Below are 19645 nucleotides of genomic sequence, written 5' to 3'. Positions count from 1 at the left end.
GTCGGCTAGTCCCCGAACACCTTGCGCACCACGGCTTTCGCCCGCCGGGTGACGCGCAGATAGTTGTCCAGGAACTCCCCGCCGTCACCGTTGCGCCAACCGGCCGCCAGGGCGACGGCGTTGAGTTGCCGGCCGGGACCGGGCAGTTGGTCGGTCGGCTTGCCACGCACCAGCACCAGCGCGTTGCGCGCCCGGGTGGCCGTCAGCCAGGCCTGGCGCAGCTGATCGACGTCCCCCTCGGCGATCAGTTCGGCGGCGCCGATCGCGTTCAGCGTCTGCAGGGTGGAGGTGTTGTGCAGCGCCGGAATCTTGTCGGCGAACCGCAGTTGCAGTAGCTGCACCGTCCACTCCACATCGGCCAGCCCGCCGCGACCCAGCTTCGTGTGGGTGTTCGGATCGGCACCGCGCGGTAGCCGTTCGGCGTCCACCCGCGCCTTGATCCGCCGGATCTCCTGCACCGTCTCCGGTGAGATGCCGCCCTCGGGGTAGCGGGTCTTGTCGATCATCCGCAGGAACCGCTCCCCCAGCTCGGCGTCGCCGGCCACCTTGTGCGCGCGCAGCAGCGCTTGCACCTCCCACGGCTGCGCCCACTGCGTGTAGTACGCCTCGTATGACGAAAGCGTCCGCACCAGTGGGCCGTTGCGGCCTTCGGGACGAAGGTTGGCGTCCACCTCCAGCGGCGGATCCGAGCTCGGCATCCCCAGCAGGTTGCGTAGCTGTTCGGCGACGCCGACCGACCAGCGCACCGCAGCCGATTCCTCGACCCCGGCAACCGGCTCGCACACGAACAGCACATCGGCGTCGGACCCGTAGCCCAGTTCGCCGCCGCCGAGCCGGCCCATCCCGATCACCGCGATCCGGGCCGGCGGGCCGCCCTGCGGCGACCGGTCCCGGATCACCGCGTCCAGCGCGCATTGCAGCACCGCCACCCAGATGCTGGTCAATGCCTGGCACACGTCGGTGACGTCGAGCATGCCGAGCAGATCCGCCGACGCCACCCTGGCCAGTTCACGGCGGCGCAGGGTGCGCGCCGCGGCGATGGCCCGGGCCGGGTCGGCGTGCCGGGCGGCCGACGCGACCAGGGCACGCGCCACGCTGTCCGGGTCCACCTCCAGCAGCTTGGGGCCCTGCGGCCCGTCTGCGTACAACTGGATCACCTCGGGTGCCCGCATCAGCAGATCCGGGACGTACGCCGACGTGCCGAGCACCCGCATCAGGCGTTTGGCCACCGCTCCTTCGTCACGCAGGGTGGACAGGTACCACCGCAGATCCCCCAGCTCCTCGCTGATCCGGCGGTAGGACAACAGCCCGGCGTCCGGGTCGGGGGTGTCCGAGAGCCAGTCCAGCAGGGTGGGCAGCAGCACCTTCTGCACCTGCCCGCGCCGGCCGCCCTCACTGGTCAACGCCGCCAGGTGGGTCAGCGCACTCTGCGGGCCTTCGTAGCCCAGCGCGGCGAGCTGCCGTTCGGCCGCCTCGGTGCTCATCACGTCGAAGCCTTGGTTCCCAACCGATTCCAGCAACGGTTGGTAGAACAGCTTGGCGTGCAGCCGGGACACCCGCATGCTCTGGCGCTTCAGTTCCTCGCGCAGCACCCCGGCGGCGTCGTGGCGCCCGTCGGGCCGGATGTGCGCGGCGCGGGCCAGCCAGCGCATCGCCTCCTCGTCGTCGTCCTCGGGCAGCAGGTGGGTGCGTTTGAGCCGCTGCAACTGCAGCCGGTGCTCCAGCAGGCGCAGGAACTCGTAGGAGGCCGTCATGTTGGCGGCGTCGTCGCGGCCGACGTATCCACCGGATCCGAGTGCGGCCAGCGCGTCCACCGTCGACGCCACGTGCAGCGACTCGTCGTTGCGGCCGTGCACCAGCTGCAGCAGCTGCACCGCGAACTCGACGTCACGCAGGCCGCCGGTGCCGAGTTTGAGCTCGCGGGAGCGCACCCCGGCGGGCACCAGTTCTTCGACCCGGCGCCGCATTGCCTGCACGTCGGGTACGAAATCCTCACGCTCACAAGCGGTCCAGACCATCGGCATGAGGGCGGCGACGTACTGCGCGCCCAGTTCGGCATCGCCGGCGGCGGGCCGGGCCTTGAGCAGCGCCTGGAACTCCCAGGTTTTCGCCCAGCGCTCGTAGTAGGCGATATGCGATTCCAGGGTGCGCACCAGCTGCCCGCGCTTACCCTCGGGACGCAGGGCCGCGTCCACCTCGAAGAAGGTGTCGCTGGCAAAGCGCATCATCTCACCGGCCACCCGGGTGGTGACGGCGTCCGCGGTCTCCCCGACGAAGATGACGTCCACGTCGCTGACGTAATTGAGTTCGCGCGCACCGCATTTGCCCATCGCAATGACGGCCAGCCGCGGTTCAGGGGTGTCCGTACCGCACACCGTGGCGGTCGCGACGGCCAGCGCGGCCGCCAGGGCGGCATCGGCCAGATCCGACAGGTGCGCCCCGACGGTGCTGAACTCCAGCACCGGTTCGTTCTCGACGGTGGGGGCCAGGTCCAGTCCCGCCAGCACCAGTAGCCGGTCGCGGTACAGGGCCCGCAGCGAGGCCTGTACCGACCGGGTGTCGGTGGTGCTGCGCGCGACCGCGACGAACTCGTCGCGCAACTGCGCGGCGCTGGGCAGGGCGCCCGCGCCGGCCAGCAGATGCCAGGCCTGCGGCCGGGCCACCAGGTGATCACCGAGTGCCACCGATCCGCCGAGCACCGAGAACAGCCGGCCGCGCAGCGGCTTGTCCTTGAGCAGCGCCTGGTTCAGTTCATCCCAGCCGGCGCCCAACTCGTCGGCCAGCCGCACCATGGTGAACAGCGCGGCGTCGGCGTCGGGCGCACGCGACAGCGACCACAACAGTTCGACGTACTCGTCGGTGTTCCAACCCAGCCGGTCCAGCCGGTCGCGCGCCGACGCTTCGACGAGACCGAGCCGTCCTACGCTGGGCAGCTTCGGGCGCTGGGTGGCGGGTTTCGGCACGCCCAAACGTTACCTGGGGCGAGCGAAGCGACGGGGATCGGCTACAGCGCCAGGTAATTCTTCAGCTCGAACGGGGTGACGGTGCTGCGGTAGTTCTCCCACTCGGTGCGCTTGTTGCGCAGGAAGTAGTCGAAGACGTGCTCCCCCAACGCTTCCGCGACCAGTTCGGAGGTTTCCATCTCGGCCAGTGCCGTACCCAGGCTGCCGGGCAGCTCCTTGTACCCCATGGCGCGGCGTTCCTCGGTGGTCAGGCTCCACACGTTGTCCTCGGCCTGCGGGCCCAGGGTGTAGCCCTTCTCGACACCGCGCAGGCCGGCGGCCAGCAGCACCGCGAACGCCAGGTAGGGGTTGCAGGCCGAATCGGGGCTGCGCACCTCGACGCGGCGGCTGGACGCCTTGCGTGGGGTGTACATCGGCACCCGCACCAGGGCCGACCGGTTGGCCGCGCCCCAGGACGCAGCCGTCGGCGCCTCCCCGCCGTGCACCAGCCGCTTGTAGGAGTTGACCCACTGGTTGGTGACGGCGCTGATCTCGCTGGCGTGCTCCAGGATGCCGGCGATGAACGATTTGGCGACATCGGAGAGTTGCAGCGGGTCGTTGGGGTCGTGGAAGGCGTTGGTCTCACCCTCGAACAGGCTCATGTGGGTGTGCATGGCCGAGCCCGGGTACTGGCTGAACGGCTTGGGCATGAACGACGCCCGCACACCGTCGGCCAGCGCGACCTCCTTGACGACGTACCGGAACGTCATCACGTTGTCGGCCATGGACAGGGCGTCGGCGTAGCGCAGGTCGATCTCCTGCTGGCCGGGGGCGCCCTCGTGGTGGCTGAACTCCACCGAGATGCCCATCTGCTCCAGCGCGTCGATGGCGTGCCTGCGGAAGTTGGGCGCGGCGTCGTGCACGGCCTGGTCGAAGTAGCCGCCGTTATCGGCGGGCACCGGGACCGAGCCGTCGTCCTCGCCCGGCTTCAGCAGGAAGAATTCGATCTCGGGATGCACGTAGCAGGAGAAGCCGAGGTCGCTGGCCTTGGCCAACTGGCGCCGCAGCACATGCCGGGAGTCGGCCCACGACGGCGATCCGTCGGGCATGGTGATGTCGCAGAACATCCGCGCCGAGTAGTGCTTGCCGGCGCTCGTCGTCCACGGCAGCACCTGGAAGGTGGACGGGTCGGGCCGCGCCACGGTGTCCGATTCGTAGACGCGGGCGAAGCCCTCGATGGAGGAACCGTCGAAGCCGATGCCCTCTTCGAACGCACCCTCCAGCTCGGCCGGCGCGATCGCCACCGACTTCAGGTATCCGAGGACGTCGGTGAACCACAGCCGCACGAACCGGATATCGCGTTCCTCCAGCGTGCGCAGCACGAATTCCTTCTGGCGGTCCATGACCGAAGCCTAGGCAGCGGCTGTTAAATCCGTGTTACACACGTGTCGCGGTTTGGTCGGCGCGGCTCAGCAGCGCAGCCCGGCCGGCGGCGGGGTCAGGCCGACCAGGAAGTTCACCACTGCGCTGTCCACGCAGGCGTCGCCGTTGAAGACGACGGTGTGCTGTGTGCCGTCGAAGGTGATCAGCGCGGCGTTCAGTTCGCGGGCCAGGTCGACCCCGGCCTGGTAGGGCGTCGCCGGGTCGTGGGTGGTGGACACCACCACCGCCTTGCCGGCGCCCAGCGGCGACGCCTGGTGCGGCACGGTGGTCGCCGGCACCGGCCACAACGCACACATGTCGCGGGGCGCGTAGCCGGTGAAGGTGCCGTACTCCATGAACGGCGCGGCCGCCCGCGCCCGCCGGTCGGCCTCGGCCCACACCGCGGGATCGGTCGGGTACGGCGCGTCGACACAGCGGATCGCGGCGAACGCATCCTGCTGGTTGCCGTAGCGGCCGTTCTCGTCGCGGTGCCAGTAGTCGTCGGCCAGCGTCAGCAGGTCACCGGCGTCGGTGCCGCGGGCCAGGCCGAGCAGTCCGCTGGTGAGGTACTTCCAGTACCGCTGGGTGTAGAGCGCGTTGGCGGTGCCGGTGATGGCGTCGGCGTAGCCGAGCCCGCGCGGGTCCGAGGTGCCGCCGGGGCGCTGCACCAGCGGGTCGATCAGTTGGTGGTACCTGGCGGAGAATTGCGCGGGGTCGGTGCCCAGCGGGCAGTCCGGTGAGCGCGCGCAGTCGGTGGCGTAATCGGTGAACGCCTCCTGGAAGCCGGCCAGCTGGTTGACGTTCTCGCTGACCGGATCCGAGCCGGGGTCGACCGCACCGTCGAGCACCATCGCGCGGACCCGGTCGGGGTAGCGGTCGGCGTAAGCGGCGCCGAGTTCGGTGCCGTAGGAGAATCCGAGATAGTTGATCTGCTCGTCACCGAGCGCGGCCCGCACCACGTCCATGTCCCTGGCCGCCGACGCGGTACCGACATTGGCCAGGAACTCCCGGCCCATCCGGTCCAGGCAGGATTGGGCGAACTGCCGGTAGACATCCTCGATGTGCGCCACCCCGGCCGGACTGTAGTCGGCCAACGGCTCGCGCCGGTACGCGTCGAATTCGGCGTCGGTGCGGCACCGCAGCTGCGGGGTCGAATAGCCCACCCCGCGCGGGTCGAAGCCGACCAGGTCGAAGCCCTGGCGGATGGCGGTGCCGTCCAGCGCGGCGGCCATGCCCGCGACGGTGTCCACCGCCGACGCGCCGGGGCCACCCGGGTTCACCATCAGCGTGCCGATCCGCTGCCCGCTGGCGGGCACCCGGATGACGGCCAATTGTGCTTGCGCCCCTTGGGAATCCGCTTGGGAATCGGGGGCATCCCAGTTGACCGGCACCGGCACGTCGGCGCATTGCGCGGTCGGCAGCGCCTGGGTCACCAGTGGAGTGGCCGCGAAGAAACGCTGACAACTGCCCCACGCCGCGGGCTGGCCGTAGCCCGCCTGCGGCGCCGCCTGCGCGGGTGCACACAACGTGCCGGCCGTGATCGGGAGGGCCAGCAGCACCGCGAAAACCCTGCCCGCCAGCCACATGGCGCTCATGTTCGCACAGCGAATCTGGCGGGTCTTGCCCAGTGTCGCTGCGGTGACGATCAGCAATCAGACGGTGATACGGCCGTTATCTCTAGCACCGGGCGCCGGGCGGCGGCACCACCACGTCCACAAGGTATTTCGCGGCGATATCGTCCACGCAGGTGTTGCCCTGGAACACCACGGTGTGCTGAGTGCCCTCGAACGTCAGCAACGCGCCGCCGAGCTGCTTGGCCAGGTCCACCCCGGCCTGATACGGGGTCGCCGGGTCGTTGGTGGTGGACACCACCAGCGTCGGCGGCAGGCCCGACACCTTGAGCTGATGCGGGGTGGAGGTCGGCGGCACCGGCCAGAAGGCGCAGGTGCCCAGCGGGGCGTGCCCGGTGAAGTCGCCGTAGCTCATGAACGGGGCGACCTCGCGGGCCCGGCGGTCCTCGTCGACGACGGTGGCGCGGTCGGTGATCGGCGGCTCGTCGACACAGTTCACCGCGACCCGCACATCGGTGGAGTTGTTGTAATGCCCGTCGGCGTCGCGGCCCATGTACAGGTCGGCCAGCGCCAGCATGGTGTCGCCGCGGCCGTTCTTCAGCTCGGTGAGCCCCTTGGTGAGGTGACGCCACAGGTTCGGCGAGTACAGCGGCAGGATGGTGCCCACAATGGCGTCGCTGTAGCTCAGGCCGCGCGGATCCTTGGTCGGGGCGGGCTTGTCCACCAGCGGGTTCACCAGCGAGTGGTACACGTCGACGGCCTTGGCCGGGTCGGTGCCCAGCGGGCAGTCGGGGTTGGTCGCGCAGTCGGCGGCGTAGTTGTCGAACGCGGTCTGGAACGCCTTGGCCTGGCGGATGTCGGCCTCCACCGGATCGGCGTTCGGGTCCACCGCGCCGTCCAGGATCATCGCGCGCACCTTGTCGGGGAACAGCTCGGCGTAGGTGCCGCCGATACGGGTGCCGTACGAGTAGCCGAGGTAGGTCAGCTTGTCATCCCCGACGGCCTGCCGCATGGCGTCCAGATCCTTTGCCACGCTGACGGTCCCGACGTTCTCCAGGAACTCGTCACCCATCTTCTGCTGGCAGCGTGCCACGAAGTCCTTGGTTTCGGACTCGATGTGGGCCACCCCTTCGGGGCTGTAGTCCACCTGCGGGTCGGCCCGCAGCCGGTCGTTGTCCTCGTCGGAGTTGCACCACAGGGCGGGCTTGGAGGACCCGACACCGCGCGGGTCGAAGCCGACCAGGTCGAAGCGCTGGCGCACCGACTCGGGCATGGTGCCCACCAGCGACACCGCCGCATCGATTCCGGACTCCCCCGGCCCGCCCGGGTTGACGAACAGGGCGCCGATCTTCTGGCCGGTGGCCTTGAAGCGGATCATCGCCAGCTGTGCGACGTCGCCGTCGGGCTTGTCGTAGTTCACCGGCACCGAGAGGAAGCCGCACTCGGCGCCCGACGGTATCCGCGACTCACCGGAGGACGCCTTGCACGGCGCCCACTGCACCGGACTGCCGGGCCGCGGCGCGGAGATGACGGCTCGCCCGTCGACGACATTGCTGCATGCCGTGACGACGAGCAGCACCGAGGCGGCCGCCAGAATGCCGCGCTTGAACTTCATGGCTGACCATGCTGCCATGGGTGCCCATCGCAGCTGGTGAGGCTACCCGGTGGCGTCCAGCAACTCGTCGAGCGCGACGGCGAAATCGTCGGCCATCTCCCACAGGTCAGGCAGCAATTCCGGGCAGGAGATGATGCCGACGTCGAGCTTGCCGTTCAGCGACATGACGGTGATGTTCAGTCCCGAGCCGTGGAAGATCGGGCCCAGCGGGTACATCGCCTTGACCTCGCAGCCGAGCAGATACAGCGGGATCTGCGGGCCGGGCACGTTGGAGACCACCAGGTTGTGCACGGGCACCGCCGCCGACAGGTTGCTGCGGGCGTAGACGCGCATCGCGATGCCGAACACCGCCGGGGCGGCGAACTGCGACCAGTCCTGCAGCAGGGTCGCCCCGATCGCCGAACTATGTTGTTTGGCAAGGGAATTGGCTGTCGAGATGGCCTTCAGCCGGTCCACCGGGTCGTCGACGTTGGTGTGCAGCGCGGAGAACATCCCCGACACCTGATTGCGGCCGGGCCGGTCGGACTTGTCGTGCACCGACACCGGGATCATCGCCACCAGCGAGGAATCGGGCAGTTCGCCGCGATCGAGCAGGAAGCGCCGCAGCACGCCGGACACCAGCGCCATCACCACGTCGTTGACCTTGACGCCGAAGTGGGCCCGGACCTTCTTGATGTCGTCGAGCTCGAGTTGGGCGAACGCGATGTTGCGGTGCCCGGTGACGTTGGCGTTGAACGCCGTCTTGGGGGCGGCGAACGGCGCGGCCATGGTGAGACCCTTGGTGGCCCGGCGCGCGGTGTCGATGACCGTCGAGACGGTGGATGGCAGCACGTTCACCAGCTTCAGCGGGCGGGTGGCGAATCTGATGGCGCCGTTGACGGCGATCTCCAGCTCGGATGCCCCACCGGCGCCCGGCACCGGGTCCGGCGGCGGGGCATCGGGTTCGGTACTGCACAGGGTGGACATCAGGTTGGCACCGGTGACGCCGTCGACGGCGGCGTGGTGCACCTTGGTCATCAACGCCAGCTTGCCGCCGGCGTGGGCGTCGGTGCCCGCGACGTTCTCGATGACCCACATCTCCCACAGCGGGCGGCTGCGGTCCAGCGGCAGCGACGCGATGTGCCCGCAGATCTCGGCGAGTTCGGCGCGGCCGCCGGGGGCGGGCAGCCCGATCCGGTGCAGGTGGCGCTGGACGTCAAAATCGTTGTCCTCCACCCACACCGGGTGATCGGGGTTGAACCTGCTGTCGGCGAGTTTCTCCCGGAATTCCGGCATCGCCTTGACCCGCATGGCGAGCTCGTCGCGCAGCCGGTCGAAGGTGTAACCGCCGGGCACCGTGGAGGTGTCCAGTTCCAGGATCGAGCACACATGCAAAGGCTGCGCCGCGGTTTCGAGATACAGGAAGCTGGCGTCGAGTCCGCTCAGTCTTTGCATGACGCCGATGGTAGGTCGACGCCGCCGTGGTGTGAGGAAATCCACTTAACCCGTCGTTCACGTTCGCGATCTCGGGTGGCAGACTGGCTGTGTCAGACGACCCGGGGACCGAGCAACGGCCTCGAGGATCAACCCGACAACACACATCGAGGGACAATGATGTCTGAGCAGTCTGTCTATGGTGCCACCACCACGAGCACTGCCGCCCCGCGGACCAAGGTCCGCACCCATCACCTGCAGAAGTGGAAGGCCGAAGGCCACAAGTGGGCCATGCTCACCGCCTACGACTTCTCCACCGCCCGCATCTTCGACGAGGCCGGGATTCCGGTGCTGCTGGTCGGCGATTCGGCCGCCAACGTCGTCTACGGCTACGACACGACGGTGCGGGTCACCGTCGACGAGCTCATCCCGCTGGTCAGTGCCGTCGTGCGCGGAGCCGAACATGCCCTGGTGGTGGCGGATCTGCCGTTCGGCAGCTACGAGGCCAGCCCCGCGCAGGCTCTGGCCACGGCGACCCGTTTCATGAAGGAGACCGGCGCCCACGCGGTGAAGCTGGAGGGCGGCGAGCGGGTGGCCGAGCAGATCGCCACGCTGACCCAGGCCGGGATCCCGGTCATCGCCCACATCGGTTTCACCCCGCAGAGCGTGAACAGCCTGGGCGGTTACCGCGTCCAGGGCCGCGGCGACGCCGGCGATCAGACCATCCACGACGCGATCGCGGTGGCCGAGGCCGGTGCGGTGGCGGTGGTGTTGGAGATGGTGCCCGCCGAGCTGGCCACCCAGATCACCGGCAAGCTGACCATCCCCACCATCGGTATCGGCGCCGGCCCCAACTGCGACGCGCAGGTGCTGGTGTGGCAGGACATGGCCGGGCTGACCTCGGGCAAGACCGCCAAGTTCGTCAAGAAGTTCGCCCAGATCGGCGACGTACTACGAAGTGCCGCAACGCAATACGCCGACGAGGTGGCCAGCGGGGTATTCCCGGCCGAGGAACACTCGTACTGAGTCAGGAAAACTCGGGCGCCCGCTTGCCCAGGAACGCCGCGATGCCTTCTTTCCCGTCGGGAGAGGAGGCATTCGCGGCGATATGGCGGGCCTCGCGCTCCAGCTGGGTCTCATACCCCGCGGAATAGGTGTTCATCAGCAGCTTCTTGACCGCCGAGTTGGATCCGCGCGCGCCGGCAGCCACCTTGGCGGCCAGCGCTTCCAGCCACTGGGGCAGCTCGGCGTCGGGCACCACCTCGGTGACCAGCCCCCAGGCCAGCGCCTCGGGCGCCTTGAGCACCCGGTTGGTGATCATCAGGTCCTGGGTGCGGCGCAGTCCCACCAAGCGCGGCAACACGTAGGACGCGCCGCCGTCGGGGCTCAGCCCGGCCTTGGTGTAGGCCATGGTGAACGACGCCGATTCGGCGGCCAGCACCAGATCCCCCGAGACGCCCAACGAGAACCCGGCGCCGGCGGCCACGCCGTTCACGGCGGTGATCAGCACGGCGTCCATCCTGGCGAAGGTCGACATCGCGCGGTGCAGATCGGAGGCGATGCCCTTGACGAACACCCCGGGATCGGGCGCGGCGGCCATCGCCTTGAGATCGCCGCCGGCACAGAAGAACCGCCCCGCACCGGTCAGGGTGACCACCTTGGTGCTCGCGGTGTCGCACAGCGTCGCCGCGGCGGCCAGGTCGCGGGTCATCGCGTCGTTCATCCCGTTCGCCGCGTCCGGCCGGTTCAGCACGATGCTGGTGACGGGCCCGGACTGGGTGAACTTCAGCGTCTCGAATTCGGTCATGCGCAAAACCGTATTACGTCGCCGCCACCGTCTGTAATGCGAGTCGGGTGTCGGCGGTCGCCCGCAGCGCCGCGAAATCGCCGTCGTAGCCCAGGGTGCGCAGCGCGCCGTCGGCGCTGATCCACGGTTGGTCGGCTGGGCAGGCCCCGTCGTCGGACCGGCGGTTGATGGTCGATTCGGCCAGCCGGAACGGCAGATCGTCGGCGTCGGCGGGGCCGGCGTACTCGGCGATCACCGTCGCGGCCAGGACGCGGTAGCGCTCGCGCAGTTCGGCGCGCCGGCGGCGGAACTGCCCGAACCGGTCCACCCGGAGTTCGGGCAACAGATACAGCGCACCCAGGTTCCATCGGCTGCGGCACAGCTGGGCGACGTCCGCGACGATCAACGTGTACAGCTGACCCACGGCCGGGCCGCCCTCGGCGTCGAGTTCGGCGGCCAGCCTCAGTGGCGCCTCCACCGTGCCCGCCAGCAGCGCATCCAGGATGTCGTCCTTGGTGGCGAAGTGGTGATAGAGCGAGGCCTGCCGCATCCCGACGGCATCGGCGATGCGCCGGGTCGAGGTGTTGGCGTAGCCGTGTTCGGTGAACAGCTCCGCCGCCGCGTCGAGGATCTCGTCTCGCGGCGTGTGCCCCGGCCTGCGCGGTTGTTCGAGCCTTGGACGTCCACGGCCATCGGTGCTCATCGGGCCATTGTGGCACTGGACCTAATTTCTATCGTTTGATAGAAATTGTCATCTGGACGTAACAACGCCGTCACGAGCACGGAATGGACACCCCCAAAACTTTCAAGTGACAGATAAGGAGGCCGGCAGATGGCAGGAACCAGTTCGACCGAGGGTGCGCGATCCCATGCCCGCGCCCAGGCCGCCACGGCGCGGCTGCGTGTCCCACCCACCCCGGACGGGGTGACCGGGCTGCGCTGGGCCGAGGTGGTCCCCGCGGGTTCCTATGCCACCGCGGTACTGGGCCGTGGAACCCGGCTGCGGCTGGCCGACCCCGCCGGCGGCGCCTGCGCTCACCTGCTGCTGTTCCGCGCCGACGCCCCGTGGGAGCGGCTCAACGTGGCCGACACCGTGAAGGTGCCCTGGCAGGCGTATCTCGGCACCGGCCATCCCCTGCTCTCCGACCAGGGCCGGGTGCTGGCCACGGTGGTCGCCGATACCTCGCAGCGGCACGACACGCTGTGCGGGCCGACTCCGGCCGGGCAGGCGCAGCTGCTGCTGGGCGTGCACAAGCACGGACTGGACATCCGTGACGTCGCGCCGTCGGTGTCCTTCTTCAAGGGCACCCACGTGCAGGCCGACGGCGGCATCGCCTTCACCGGCACCGCGGGCCCCGGGACGTCGGTCGACCTTCTGGTCCACCTGCCGGTGGTCGTCGTGCTGTCCAACAGCGCACATCCGCTCGACCCCGAACCCGAGGTGACCGATCTGGACGTGCTGGCTTGGCGCGCCGACGACGAGTTGCACACCCCCGCCAACGACGACCCCGAATACCTGCGCGCCCTGTTCAACACCGAAAGCACCTGGGCCGCCGCACGAAACGGAGACTGCTGATGACCACGTTCGAGGTGGCCGCGCGCGCACCCTGGTCGGCCATCGTGCCCGCGGGCCACACGCTGCAGATCGTCGACCTGTACGGCAACCAGGCCGTGGACACGCTGTTCTACGGCGTCACGCAGGGCCGGCCCGATCCGGCGTTGCGCTATAACGCGCAGACAACCGTTGCCGCCCAACGCAATATCTTCCTGTCCACCGGCTCGGTGTTGCGCGCCTCGGACGGCACCGCGCTGATGACCATCGTGGCCGACGAGGTCGGCAACCACGACACCATCGCGGGCGCGTGCTCCAAGGAGTCCAACACCCTGCGCTACGGTCACCACACCGTGCACCAGCACGCCTGCGCGGAGAACTTCCTCGCCGAGGCCACCCGGTGGGGCATGGGCAAGCGCGACATCGTCTCCAACGTCAACTTCTTCATGTACGTGCCGGTGGAGGACGACGGCACCCTCGGCATCGTGGACGGCCTCTCGGCGCCGGGCAAGTCGCTGACCTTGCGCGCCGAGATCGACACGCTGGTGCTGGTGTCCAACTGCCCGCAGATCAACAACCCGTGCAACGGTTTCAACCCGACACCGGTGCAGATGGTGATCGCGTGAGCACCAGCCCCGTCGAGGTGCTGCGCCCCGGCATGCTCACCACGGTGCAGGACTGGCCCGGCCGGATCGGCTTCTGGCACATCGGCGTCCCGCCCTCGGGACCGATGGACGACCTGTCGTTCCGGATCGGGAACCGGGTGCTGGGCAACGCCGAAGGCCTGGCCGGCCTGGAATGCACCCGCAGCGGGCCCGCCCTGCGCTTCCCCGACGGCGGCCGGGTGTGTGTGACGGGCGCGCCGGTGCCGGTGACGGTCGACGGTGTGCGGGTGCCGCAGTGGCGGTCGGTGACCGTGCCCGTCGGTGGTGTGCTCGACGTCGGAACGCTGTCCGGGCCGGGTATGCGCTGCTACGTGCTGGTGGCCGGCGGCCTGGTGGAGCCCGAATACCTGGACAGCACAGCGACGTTCACGCTGGGTTCGTTCGGCGGACACGACGGCCGGGCGCTGCGCGCCGGTGACGAGCTGCGCGCCGGACGCGACCCCGGACCGCATCAGGACCGGCCGGACCGCGACGCCAGGGCGGCCATCGACGAGCAGCCCGCCATCGGGCACCGCTGGGAGATCGCGGTCACCGAGGGGCCGCACGGCGCACCGGAATTCTTCACCCGTGCGGATATCGACACCATCACCGGCACCGATTACACGGTGCACTTCAACTCCGACCGGACCGGCGTGCGGCTGGAGGGCCCCAAACCGCGGTGGGCCCGCACCGACGGCGGTGAGGCCGGCCTGCACCCGTCCAACATCCACGACAACGCCTACTGCGTGGGCGCGCTCGACTTCACCGGTGACACGCCGATTCTGCTCGGGCCCGACGGACCCAGCCTGGGCGGTTTCGTCTGCCCCGTCACCGTCGTCGGCGGCGACCGCTGGAAGCTGGGCCAGCTCGCGCCCGGCGACACGGTGCGATTCGTCCCGGTGCGTGCCGATCGGGCGCCCTCGCTGCGCAGCATCGACATGGATCGCCGGGCGTCGTTGCCGTGGGTGCAATCCACCGGCGGCGACGGCGACGACGGTGTGCTCCGGCGGTTCAGCGCCGCCGACGGGACCGAGGTGACGATGCGCCGGGCCGGGGATGGTGGTGTCCTTGTCGAATACGGGCAGATGGTGCTCGACCTCGTGCTGCGGGCCCGGGTGCACGTGCTCTACGAACACCTGTTGGCACTGCGCGTCACCGGGGTCACCGAACTGACGCCCGGTGTGCGCTCGCTGCAGGTGCAGTTCGACCCGGCCGTGCTGTCCATGGCCGAGGTGGTCGACCTGATCGCCCGGACCGACGAAGGCCTGCCCGCCTCAACCGAACTCGTCGTGCCCAGCCGGACCGTGCGGCTGCCGTTGTCCTGGGACGATCCGGCCACCCGCGAGGCCATCCAGCGTTACATGCACGGGGTGCGGGCCGACGCGCCGTGGTGCCCGTGGAATATCGAGTTCATCCGGCGGGTGAACGGCCTGGCGGATGTGGCACAGGTGTACGACATCGTGTTCGACGCCGAGTATCTGGTGCTGGGCCTGGGTGATGTGTACCTCGGGGCGCCGGTGGCCACTCCCCTGGACCCGCGTCATCGCCTGGTGACCACGAAGTACAACCCGGCGCGCACCTGGACCCCGGAGAACGCGGTCGGGATCGGCGGGGCGTACATGTGCGTCTACGGCATGGAGGGCCCCGGCGGTTACCAGTTCGTCGGCCGCACCACCCAGGTGTGGAATCACCGGCATCCGGCCGACTCGCAGTCCTTCGAGCCGGGTACGCCGTGGTTGCTGCGTTACTTCGACCGGATCAGCTTCTACCCGGTGAGTGCGGACGAGCTGCTCGATCTGCGCGCGGACATGGCGGCCGGGCGCGGGCAGGTGCAGATCGCCGACGGCAAGTTCGACCTCGGTGAGTACCGCGACTTCCTGGCCGCGCACGCGGACTCGATCGCGGGCTTCCGGGCCCAGCAAGCGGCGGCGTTCGGCGCCGAACGACAGGCCTGGGACCGCGCCGGGGAGTTCCGCCGAGCGGGCTGAGCCGTTTGTTCACCTGGATGTGGCAACCTGTTCACGACTTTCGACAGTGACTTCGTCCAGACATAAGGTGAAAATGCCTGCTGCCAAGCCCAAGACCTCCCGTTACACCGAGGTGGAGCGCAAGTTCGACGTGCTGGAAACCACGGTGTCCCCTTCGTTCGAGGGGCTGGCCGTCGTGACGCGGGTGCAGCATTCACCGACCCAGACGCTGGAGGCGGTCTACTACGACACCGCCGGCTACGACCTGGCGGCACGCAAGATCACGCTGCGCCGGCGCACCGGGGGCGGCGACGCCGGCTGGCACATCAAACTGCCCACCAGCGGCGCCGACACCCGCACCGAGGTGCGGGCCGCGCTGGCCGATGCGGTGCCCGACGAGATTCGCGATGTGGTGGCCGCGATCGTGCGGGACCGGCCCCTGCAGGCGGTGGCCCGGATCACGACGCAGCGTTCGGTGGCGCTGTTGTTCGGTGCCGACGGCACCCCGCTCGCGGAGTTCTGCGACGACAACGTGACGGCCTCGGCGCTGCGCCCGGACAGTGAACCGCAGACATGGCGGGAATGGGAGCTGGAGCTGGTCGGCGGCGGTTCGCCGGAAGTGCTGGAGCGGCTGGCCAACCGGCTGCTGGACGCCGGCGCCGTCCCGGCCGGGCACGGTTCGAAACTGGCGCGGGTGCTCGACGTCGCGGCACCCGAGCCGGCGCCGGTCTCGACGGACCCGGTACATCGGGCCATCGCCGAGAACGTCGACGCCCTGCTGGTGTGGGACCGCGCGGTGCGTGCCGACGCGTGGGATGCGGTGCACCAGATGCGGGTCACCACCCGCAAGATCCGCAGCCTGCTGGCCGAGGAATCGGGCCCCGAGAACACCTGGATCCTGGACGAACTCAAGCAGTTGGCCGCGGTGCTGGGCGTGGCCCGCGACGCGGAGGTGCTGGCGGACAAGTACCAGCGGGCGCTGGATTCGCTGCCCGCCGATCTGGTGCGCGGGCCGGTGCGTGAGCGGCTGGTCGAGGGCGCCAAGCAGAAGTACAAGGCCGGCTGGCGCCGGTCGGTGGCGGCGATGCGCTCGGAGCGGTACTTCCGGCTGCTCGACGCGCTCGACGCCGTGGTCGCCGCCCCCGCGGCCGCCGCCGGCGCGGAGTCTCAGCCGGTCACCGTCGAGGGCGCGTACCGCAAGGTGAAGAAGGCGGCCAAGGCCGCCGAGGCCGAGGGCACCGACGAGGCGCTGCACCGGATCCGCAAGCGCGCCAAGCAACTTCGCTACACCGCCGCCGCACACGGTGACACCGCGGTGGCCGACGGCGCCAAGACCATCCAGACGCTGCTCGGCGATCACCAGGACAGTGTGGTCAGCCGCACCCACCTGCTGGCGCAGGCCGACGCCGCACACGCCGCGGGCGAGGACACCTTCACCTACGGCCTGCTGTACCAACGCGAGGCCGAGGTCGCCCTGGACTCGGAGAATCGGGTCGGCGCCGCGCTGAAGGCCCTGCGCAAGGCGGTGGGCAAGTAGGGGGCGGACGAGCTGGCCTGTAAGCCGGATTCTGTCCCTCACGAAGTGAGGCGGCGACCATCCATCTGGACACACCGTCGCCGGGTGCCTCAAGCGGCCTACCCGCAAGCTCGGGCGAGCAGCCCTCGAACGCTTGCGCAGCCGCAACCAGGTTGCGGCCTTCTTGGCCTTGCTTCGGGTGGGGTTTGCCTAGCCACCCCGGTCACCCGGGATGCTGGTGCGCTCTTACCGCACCGTTTCACCCTTACCTCCTGCCCCGATGGGACAGGCGGCGGTCTGTTTTCTGTGGCACTTTCCCGCGAGTCGCCTCGGATTGCCGTTAGCAATCACCCTGCTCTGTGAAGTCCGGACTTTCCTCGACACCCAGGCAACCCTGAGCGCCGCGGTCGCCCGGCCAACTCGTCCGCGCCGAATACCGTACCCTTTTCCGCGTTTACGGCGGTAACTCGTCGCAGCGGTTGAGGGCGCGTTCGTGGGCGATGCGATACGCGTGGGCCTGCGCCCGGGTGCGGGCACGAGTCGGCATCGCCAGCCCGCGGGTCGCCTTCGGCGGGGGCGCTGTGGCGGGCGCGATATCGGCGGTGGGCATGGCCATCGCCGGGAAGAACAGCGCGCCATCGGGTTTGGTCTTGTAGATGCGCCCGGCCGGGGAGATCACCGTGACACTGCCGTCGGGGCCCTGAGTGTCGGTCCAGCCCGGGCAGAAGGTCTTCACGAGGTGGTGGATTCGGCAGTAGAGCTTGGTGTTGGACGGGTGGGTGGGCCCGTACGGCCACGGGGTGGTGTGGTCGATATCGGCCCGTTCGGCCGGGACATCGCAGCCCGGCCACCGGCAGGTGAGGTCGCGGCAGCGCACGAAGTCGGCCAGCTTGGCCGAGGGCCGATACCCGGGCTCGGTGGTGAGGCTCGCCGCGTCGGCGACCGGCCGGCACCGCGCCTCCGACGCCATCGCCCGGACCTGCTCGGGGGGAACGGTCCCGTAGCCCGGCACCAGACCCGGGGTGTCACCGGTGCCGTCGATGGTCGACTGTTCGGCCACCACGTGGATGACGATGCCGGCGGCCGGGGCGTCGGCGTCCTTGGCGGGGCACTCCGGCGATCCGCACAGACAGGGCAGCCGCGTGCCACCCTCGCTCAACACCCGCAACGCATCCGCCCGGCGCTGGGCGAACGTCCGCGGGTCCGCGCCGCAGACGGTGCCGGCGATCTGGTTGAGGCGCTTGTCCACCACCGCGGCATCGGCGGCGTCGATCGATCCGTAGACGTCGGACAGCCCGTTGTCCGCGGGCTGAATCTCGATATGGCGGTCGAGGCGGCGCTGTTTGGCCACCCGGACCGCCTCGGGATCGAGGTCGAGCACCATCCAGTCGACCTGCTCGGCGACCCAATCCCGGGAGCGGGCGCACCAGCCCGGCGCCGCTGCGGCCAGCTGTTCGTCGAGGACGGTCAGTACGTCGGGGTCGGTGATCAACGCCGTGCGCGCAACGACCGCGGTGAAGTGCCCGTACTCGACATTCCCGGCCAGGAACACCTCGGCCAGCCGCGGCAAGCGCTCGATCAACGTCTGTCCATGCGCCATCTCGGTGGAGGCGCGTTTGCGCCCGATGCCCAGCTCGGCCGCCACCTCGACGGCGACCATCTCCCAGTCGTCGACCACCCAGTCCTCGTGGGTGTTACCCAGCTCGACCATCCGCTCCCGGGCGTAATGCCCGAGATCGATCAGCCGCCGCGCGGTCGCGGCACGCTCGGCCCGCAACGCCGCGCGGGCGGTGTCGAGGTGCCGCATCGATTCGAACACATGTGCGATTCTACTCGTGCCGGGTGACAAGCCGTGCGCAAAAATTCACTCACCGCGCCGGCGCGCGATCCGGACCGTCACCCGCGGCAGCCGCTGACCGGGAAGCCGCTCCACCACGTAGTCCCACGCCAGCCCCTCACCGAGCTGCCAACGCCGCCAGCGGGCCAACACGCACATCGCCGCGCCCACCGCAGTGCCGACCAGCGCCCCGGCGGTCGGCTGCCCGGCGTACCAGAACGCGATGACCACCGCGCTCGCCATGATCGCGCAGCTCGCATACAAGGTGTTGCCGCCGAAGATCTGCGGGATCCGCAGCACGAACAGGTCGCGCAGCGCGCCACCGCCGACCGCGGTGATGGTGCCCAGCAGCAGCGCCGGCAGCCAACCCAGCCCCAACGAGAGCGTCTTCTGCGTGCCGACCGTCGCCCAACAGCCCAGCGCCAGCGCGTCGATCAGCAGGAATGAGACGTTCCACGCCCGGCCGCGCACCGGCAGCACGAAGGCGACCGCCGCTCCCGCGATGGCGGTCAAGGCGTATAGCGAATCCGTGAGCGCCACCGGCGGGCCGTGCTGTAACAGCGTGTCCCGGATGACGCCGCCACCCAGTCCGGACAGCAGCGCCAGCGCCGCGAAACCGACGGGGTCCAAACGCTTGTCGCGGGCGACCATGCCGCCGAGGATCGCGTTGGTGAAAACACCGGCCAGGTCGAGGACACGAAACAGTTCACCGAACACGCCTGAGGGTATCTACGATCGGCGCCGCAACACCATCACATTGTCGATCAGATGACCGGTGTGTCCGTCCGGTCCGGTTGCCTCACGCCCGACCGGTTCGGCGCGCAGCCGCTCCCACTCGGGTCCCAGATCCAGCGCTCCCAGCACCTCCTCGACGCTCGGGAACGGGTAGTCCTTGTGTTTCGACCAGGGCGGGGCGGCACCGTGATCGACGATCACCAGCCGCCCGCCCGGGGCGACCGCCGCGGCCGCCTTGCGCAGCACGGCTATGCGATCCAGCGGGAACATGGAGTGCAGGAACTGCGCCGACACCAGATCGAACTCACCGGACGGAAAGCTCTTGTCCAGATCGTGCTGCTGAAAATCGATACGCCCCAACAGTTCTCCGGCATCCTCGGTGGCCCGCGCCAATGCGACGCCGGAGATGTCGGTGGCGACCACCTGCCAGCCCTTGCTGGCCAGCCAGATCGCGTCGGCACCCTCACCGCACCCGAGATCCAGCGCACGACCGGGCGGCAGCGACTCGGCGACCTCGGCCAGTCGAACGTTCACCCGTCCGCTCCAGACCCGTTCCCGCTCACCGTAATGACGGTCCCAGTGCAGTTCGGCTGTGGAGTCGAACACCGGCCACGCGGGCCCGGGCATACCGACATCCTCGCTCAT

15 protein-coding genes and 1 other RNA gene are annotated in these 19645 nt (G+C 69.5%); 5 read left to right on the top strand and 11 right to left on the bottom strand.

Annotated elements, in window-relative coordinates; translation table 11 throughout:
* Window positions 1-5: 5 nt before the first annotated feature.
* The 5 genes from AWB94_RS01650 to AWB94_RS01630 form a co-directional block, all read right to left on the bottom strand.
* On the bottom strand, window positions 6-2963 hold the full coding sequence (locus AWB94_RS01650) for a bifunctional [glutamine synthetase] adenylyltransferase/[glutamine synthetase]-adenylyl-L-tyrosine phosphorylase (RefSeq protein ID WP_062654701.1): 2958 nt from the start codon (window positions 2961-2963) through the stop codon (window positions 6-8).
* A 41-nt stretch (window positions 2964-3004) separates the two neighbouring features.
* A complete protein-coding gene (gene glnA / locus AWB94_RS01645; RefSeq protein WP_062654603.1) occupies window positions 3005-4345 on the bottom strand; it encodes a type I glutamate--ammonia ligase in 1341 nt (446 codons plus the stop codon).
* Between the two features lie 66 nt (window positions 4346-4411).
* Window positions 4412-5959 carry an alpha/beta hydrolase gene (locus AWB94_RS01640; protein WP_062654700.1) on the bottom strand — a complete coding sequence of 516 codons (1548 nt, stop codon included), beginning with the start codon at window positions 5957-5959 and terminating at the stop codon, window positions 4412-4414.
* Between the two features lie 82 nt (window positions 5960-6041).
* The gene (locus AWB94_RS01635; RefSeq protein ID WP_201029472.1) at window positions 6042-7550 is read right to left on the bottom strand and encodes an alpha/beta hydrolase; all 1509 of its coding nucleotides are present in this window, start codon (window positions 7548-7550) and stop codon (window positions 6042-6044) included.
* A gap of 42 nt (window positions 7551-7592) precedes the next feature.
* The gene (locus AWB94_RS01630; RefSeq protein ID WP_062654601.1) at window positions 7593-8984 is read right to left on the bottom strand and encodes a WS/DGAT/MGAT family O-acyltransferase; all 1392 of its coding nucleotides are present in this window, start codon (window positions 8982-8984) and stop codon (window positions 7593-7595) included.
* 159 nt (window positions 8985-9143) lie between these two features.
* On the opposite strand from AWB94_RS01630, the gene panB reads away from it, so the two are divergent.
* A complete protein-coding gene (panB, locus tag AWB94_RS01625; protein WP_062654699.1) occupies window positions 9144-9989 on the top strand; it encodes a 3-methyl-2-oxobutanoate hydroxymethyltransferase in 846 nt (281 codons plus the stop codon).
* A gap of 1 nt (window position 9990) precedes the next feature.
* Here panB and AWB94_RS01620 read toward each other — a convergent pair whose 3' ends face one another.
* Entirely contained in the window at window positions 9991-10770 is a 780-nt protein-coding gene (locus tag AWB94_RS01620) for an enoyl-CoA hydratase/isomerase family protein (protein WP_062654600.1), read from the bottom strand.
* A 13-nt stretch (window positions 10771-10783) separates the two neighbouring features.
* The gene (locus tag AWB94_RS01615; protein WP_062654599.1) at window positions 10784-11452 is read right to left on the bottom strand and encodes a helix-turn-helix domain-containing protein; all 669 of its coding nucleotides are present in this window, start codon (window positions 11450-11452) and stop codon (window positions 10784-10786) included.
* Window positions 11453-11581: 129 nt separating this feature from the next.
* On the opposite strand from AWB94_RS01615, the gene AWB94_RS01610 reads away from it, so the two are divergent.
* The 4 genes from AWB94_RS01610 (at window position 11582) to AWB94_RS01595 (ending at window position 16449) form a co-directional block, all read left to right on the top strand.
* Window positions 11582-12325 (top strand): DUF1989 domain-containing protein, encoded by a 744-nt coding sequence (locus AWB94_RS01610; RefSeq protein ID WP_062654598.1) that lies wholly within the window; start codon window positions 11582-11584, stop codon window positions 12323-12325.
* On the top strand, window positions 12325-12927 hold the full coding sequence (locus AWB94_RS01605; RefSeq protein WP_062654597.1) for an urea amidolyase associated protein UAAP2: 603 nt from the start codon (window positions 12325-12327) through the stop codon (window positions 12925-12927). Before AWB94_RS01610 ends, AWB94_RS01605 begins: the two co-directional genes overlap by 1 nt.
* 32 nt (window positions 12928-12959) lie before the next feature.
* Complete coding sequence (locus AWB94_RS01600; RefSeq protein WP_062654698.1) at window positions 12960-14933, top strand: 5-oxoprolinase/urea amidolyase family protein; 1974 nt, start codon at window positions 12960-12962, stop codon at window positions 14931-14933.
* A gap of 73 nt (window positions 14934-15006) precedes the next feature.
* Window positions 15007-16449: a CYTH and CHAD domain-containing protein gene (locus tag AWB94_RS01595; protein WP_062654596.1), complete on the top strand. Its 1443-nt coding sequence runs from the start codon at window positions 15007-15009 to the stop codon at window positions 16447-16449.
* Window positions 16450-16453: 4 nt separating this feature from the next.
* Here the strand turns inward: AWB94_RS01595 and rnpB are convergent.
* The 4 genes from rnpB to AWB94_RS36405 form a co-directional block, all read right to left on the bottom strand.
* Window positions 16454-16851: RNase P RNA component class A (gene rnpB, locus AWB94_RS01590), an RNA gene on the bottom strand.
* Window positions 16852-16882: 31 nt separating this feature from the next.
* Window positions 16883-18247: an HNH endonuclease signature motif containing protein gene (locus tag AWB94_RS01585; RefSeq protein WP_062654595.1), complete on the bottom strand. Its 1365-nt coding sequence runs from the start codon at window positions 18245-18247 to the stop codon at window positions 16883-16885.
* 45 nt (window positions 18248-18292) lie between these two features.
* On the bottom strand, window positions 18293-18982 hold the full coding sequence (locus AWB94_RS01580) for a trimeric intracellular cation channel family protein (protein WP_234811570.1): 690 nt from the start codon (window positions 18980-18982) through the stop codon (window positions 18293-18295).
* A 12-nt stretch (window positions 18983-18994) separates the two neighbouring features.
* Entirely contained in the window at window positions 18995-19627 is a 633-nt protein-coding gene (locus tag AWB94_RS36405; protein WP_432443936.1) for a class I SAM-dependent methyltransferase, read from the bottom strand.
* Between the last annotated feature and the right edge of the window lie 18 nt (window positions 19628-19645).

The organism is Mycolicibacterium canariasense (assembly GCF_002101555.1).
Classification (GTDB): Bacteria; Actinomycetota; Actinomycetes; order Mycobacteriales; family Mycobacteriaceae; genus Mycobacterium; species Mycobacterium canariasense.
This window is presented reverse-complemented; position numbering and strand designations above follow the sequence as displayed.

Bases quoted from the DNA above. Each gene is read 5' to 3' on its own strand.
- AWB94_RS01630 (WP_062654601.1), bottom strand. From the start codon at position 8,984: ATGCAAAGACTGAGCGGACTCGACGCCAGCTTCCTGTATCTCGAAACC.
- AWB94_RS36405 (WP_432443936.1), bottom strand. From the start codon at position 19,627: ATGCCCGGGCCCGCGTGGCCGGTGTTCGACTCCACAGCCGAACTGCAC.
- panB (WP_062654699.1), top strand. From the start codon at position 9,144: ATGTCTGAGCAGTCTGTCTATGGTGCCACCACCACGAGCACTGCCGCC.
- AWB94_RS01615 (WP_062654599.1), bottom strand. From the start codon at position 11,452: ATGAGCACCGATGGCCGTGGACGTCCAAGGCTCGAACAACCGCGCAGG.
- glnA (WP_062654603.1), bottom strand. From the start codon at position 4,345: ATGGACCGCCAGAAGGAATTCGTGCTGCGCACGCTGGAGGAACGCGAT.
- AWB94_RS01640 (WP_062654700.1), bottom strand. From the start codon at position 5,959: ATGAGCGCCATGTGGCTGGCGGGCAGGGTTTTCGCGGTGCTGCTGGCC.
- AWB94_RS01610 (WP_062654598.1), top strand. From the start codon at position 11,582: ATGGCAGGAACCAGTTCGACCGAGGGTGCGCGATCCCATGCCCGCGCC.
- AWB94_RS01620 (WP_062654600.1), bottom strand. From the start codon at position 10,770: ATGACCGAATTCGAGACGCTGAAGTTCACCCAGTCCGGGCCCGTCACC.
- AWB94_RS01635 (WP_201029472.1), bottom strand. From the start codon at position 7,550: ATGAAGTTCAAGCGCGGCATTCTGGCGGCCGCCTCGGTGCTGCTCGTC.
- AWB94_RS01595 (WP_062654596.1), top strand. From the start codon at position 15,007: ATGCCTGCTGCCAAGCCCAAGACCTCCCGTTACACCGAGGTGGAGCGC.
- AWB94_RS01605 (WP_062654597.1), top strand. From the start codon at position 12,325: ATGACCACGTTCGAGGTGGCCGCGCGCGCACCCTGGTCGGCCATCGTG.
- AWB94_RS01600 (WP_062654698.1), top strand. From the start codon at position 12,960: ATGCTCACCACGGTGCAGGACTGGCCCGGCCGGATCGGCTTCTGGCAC.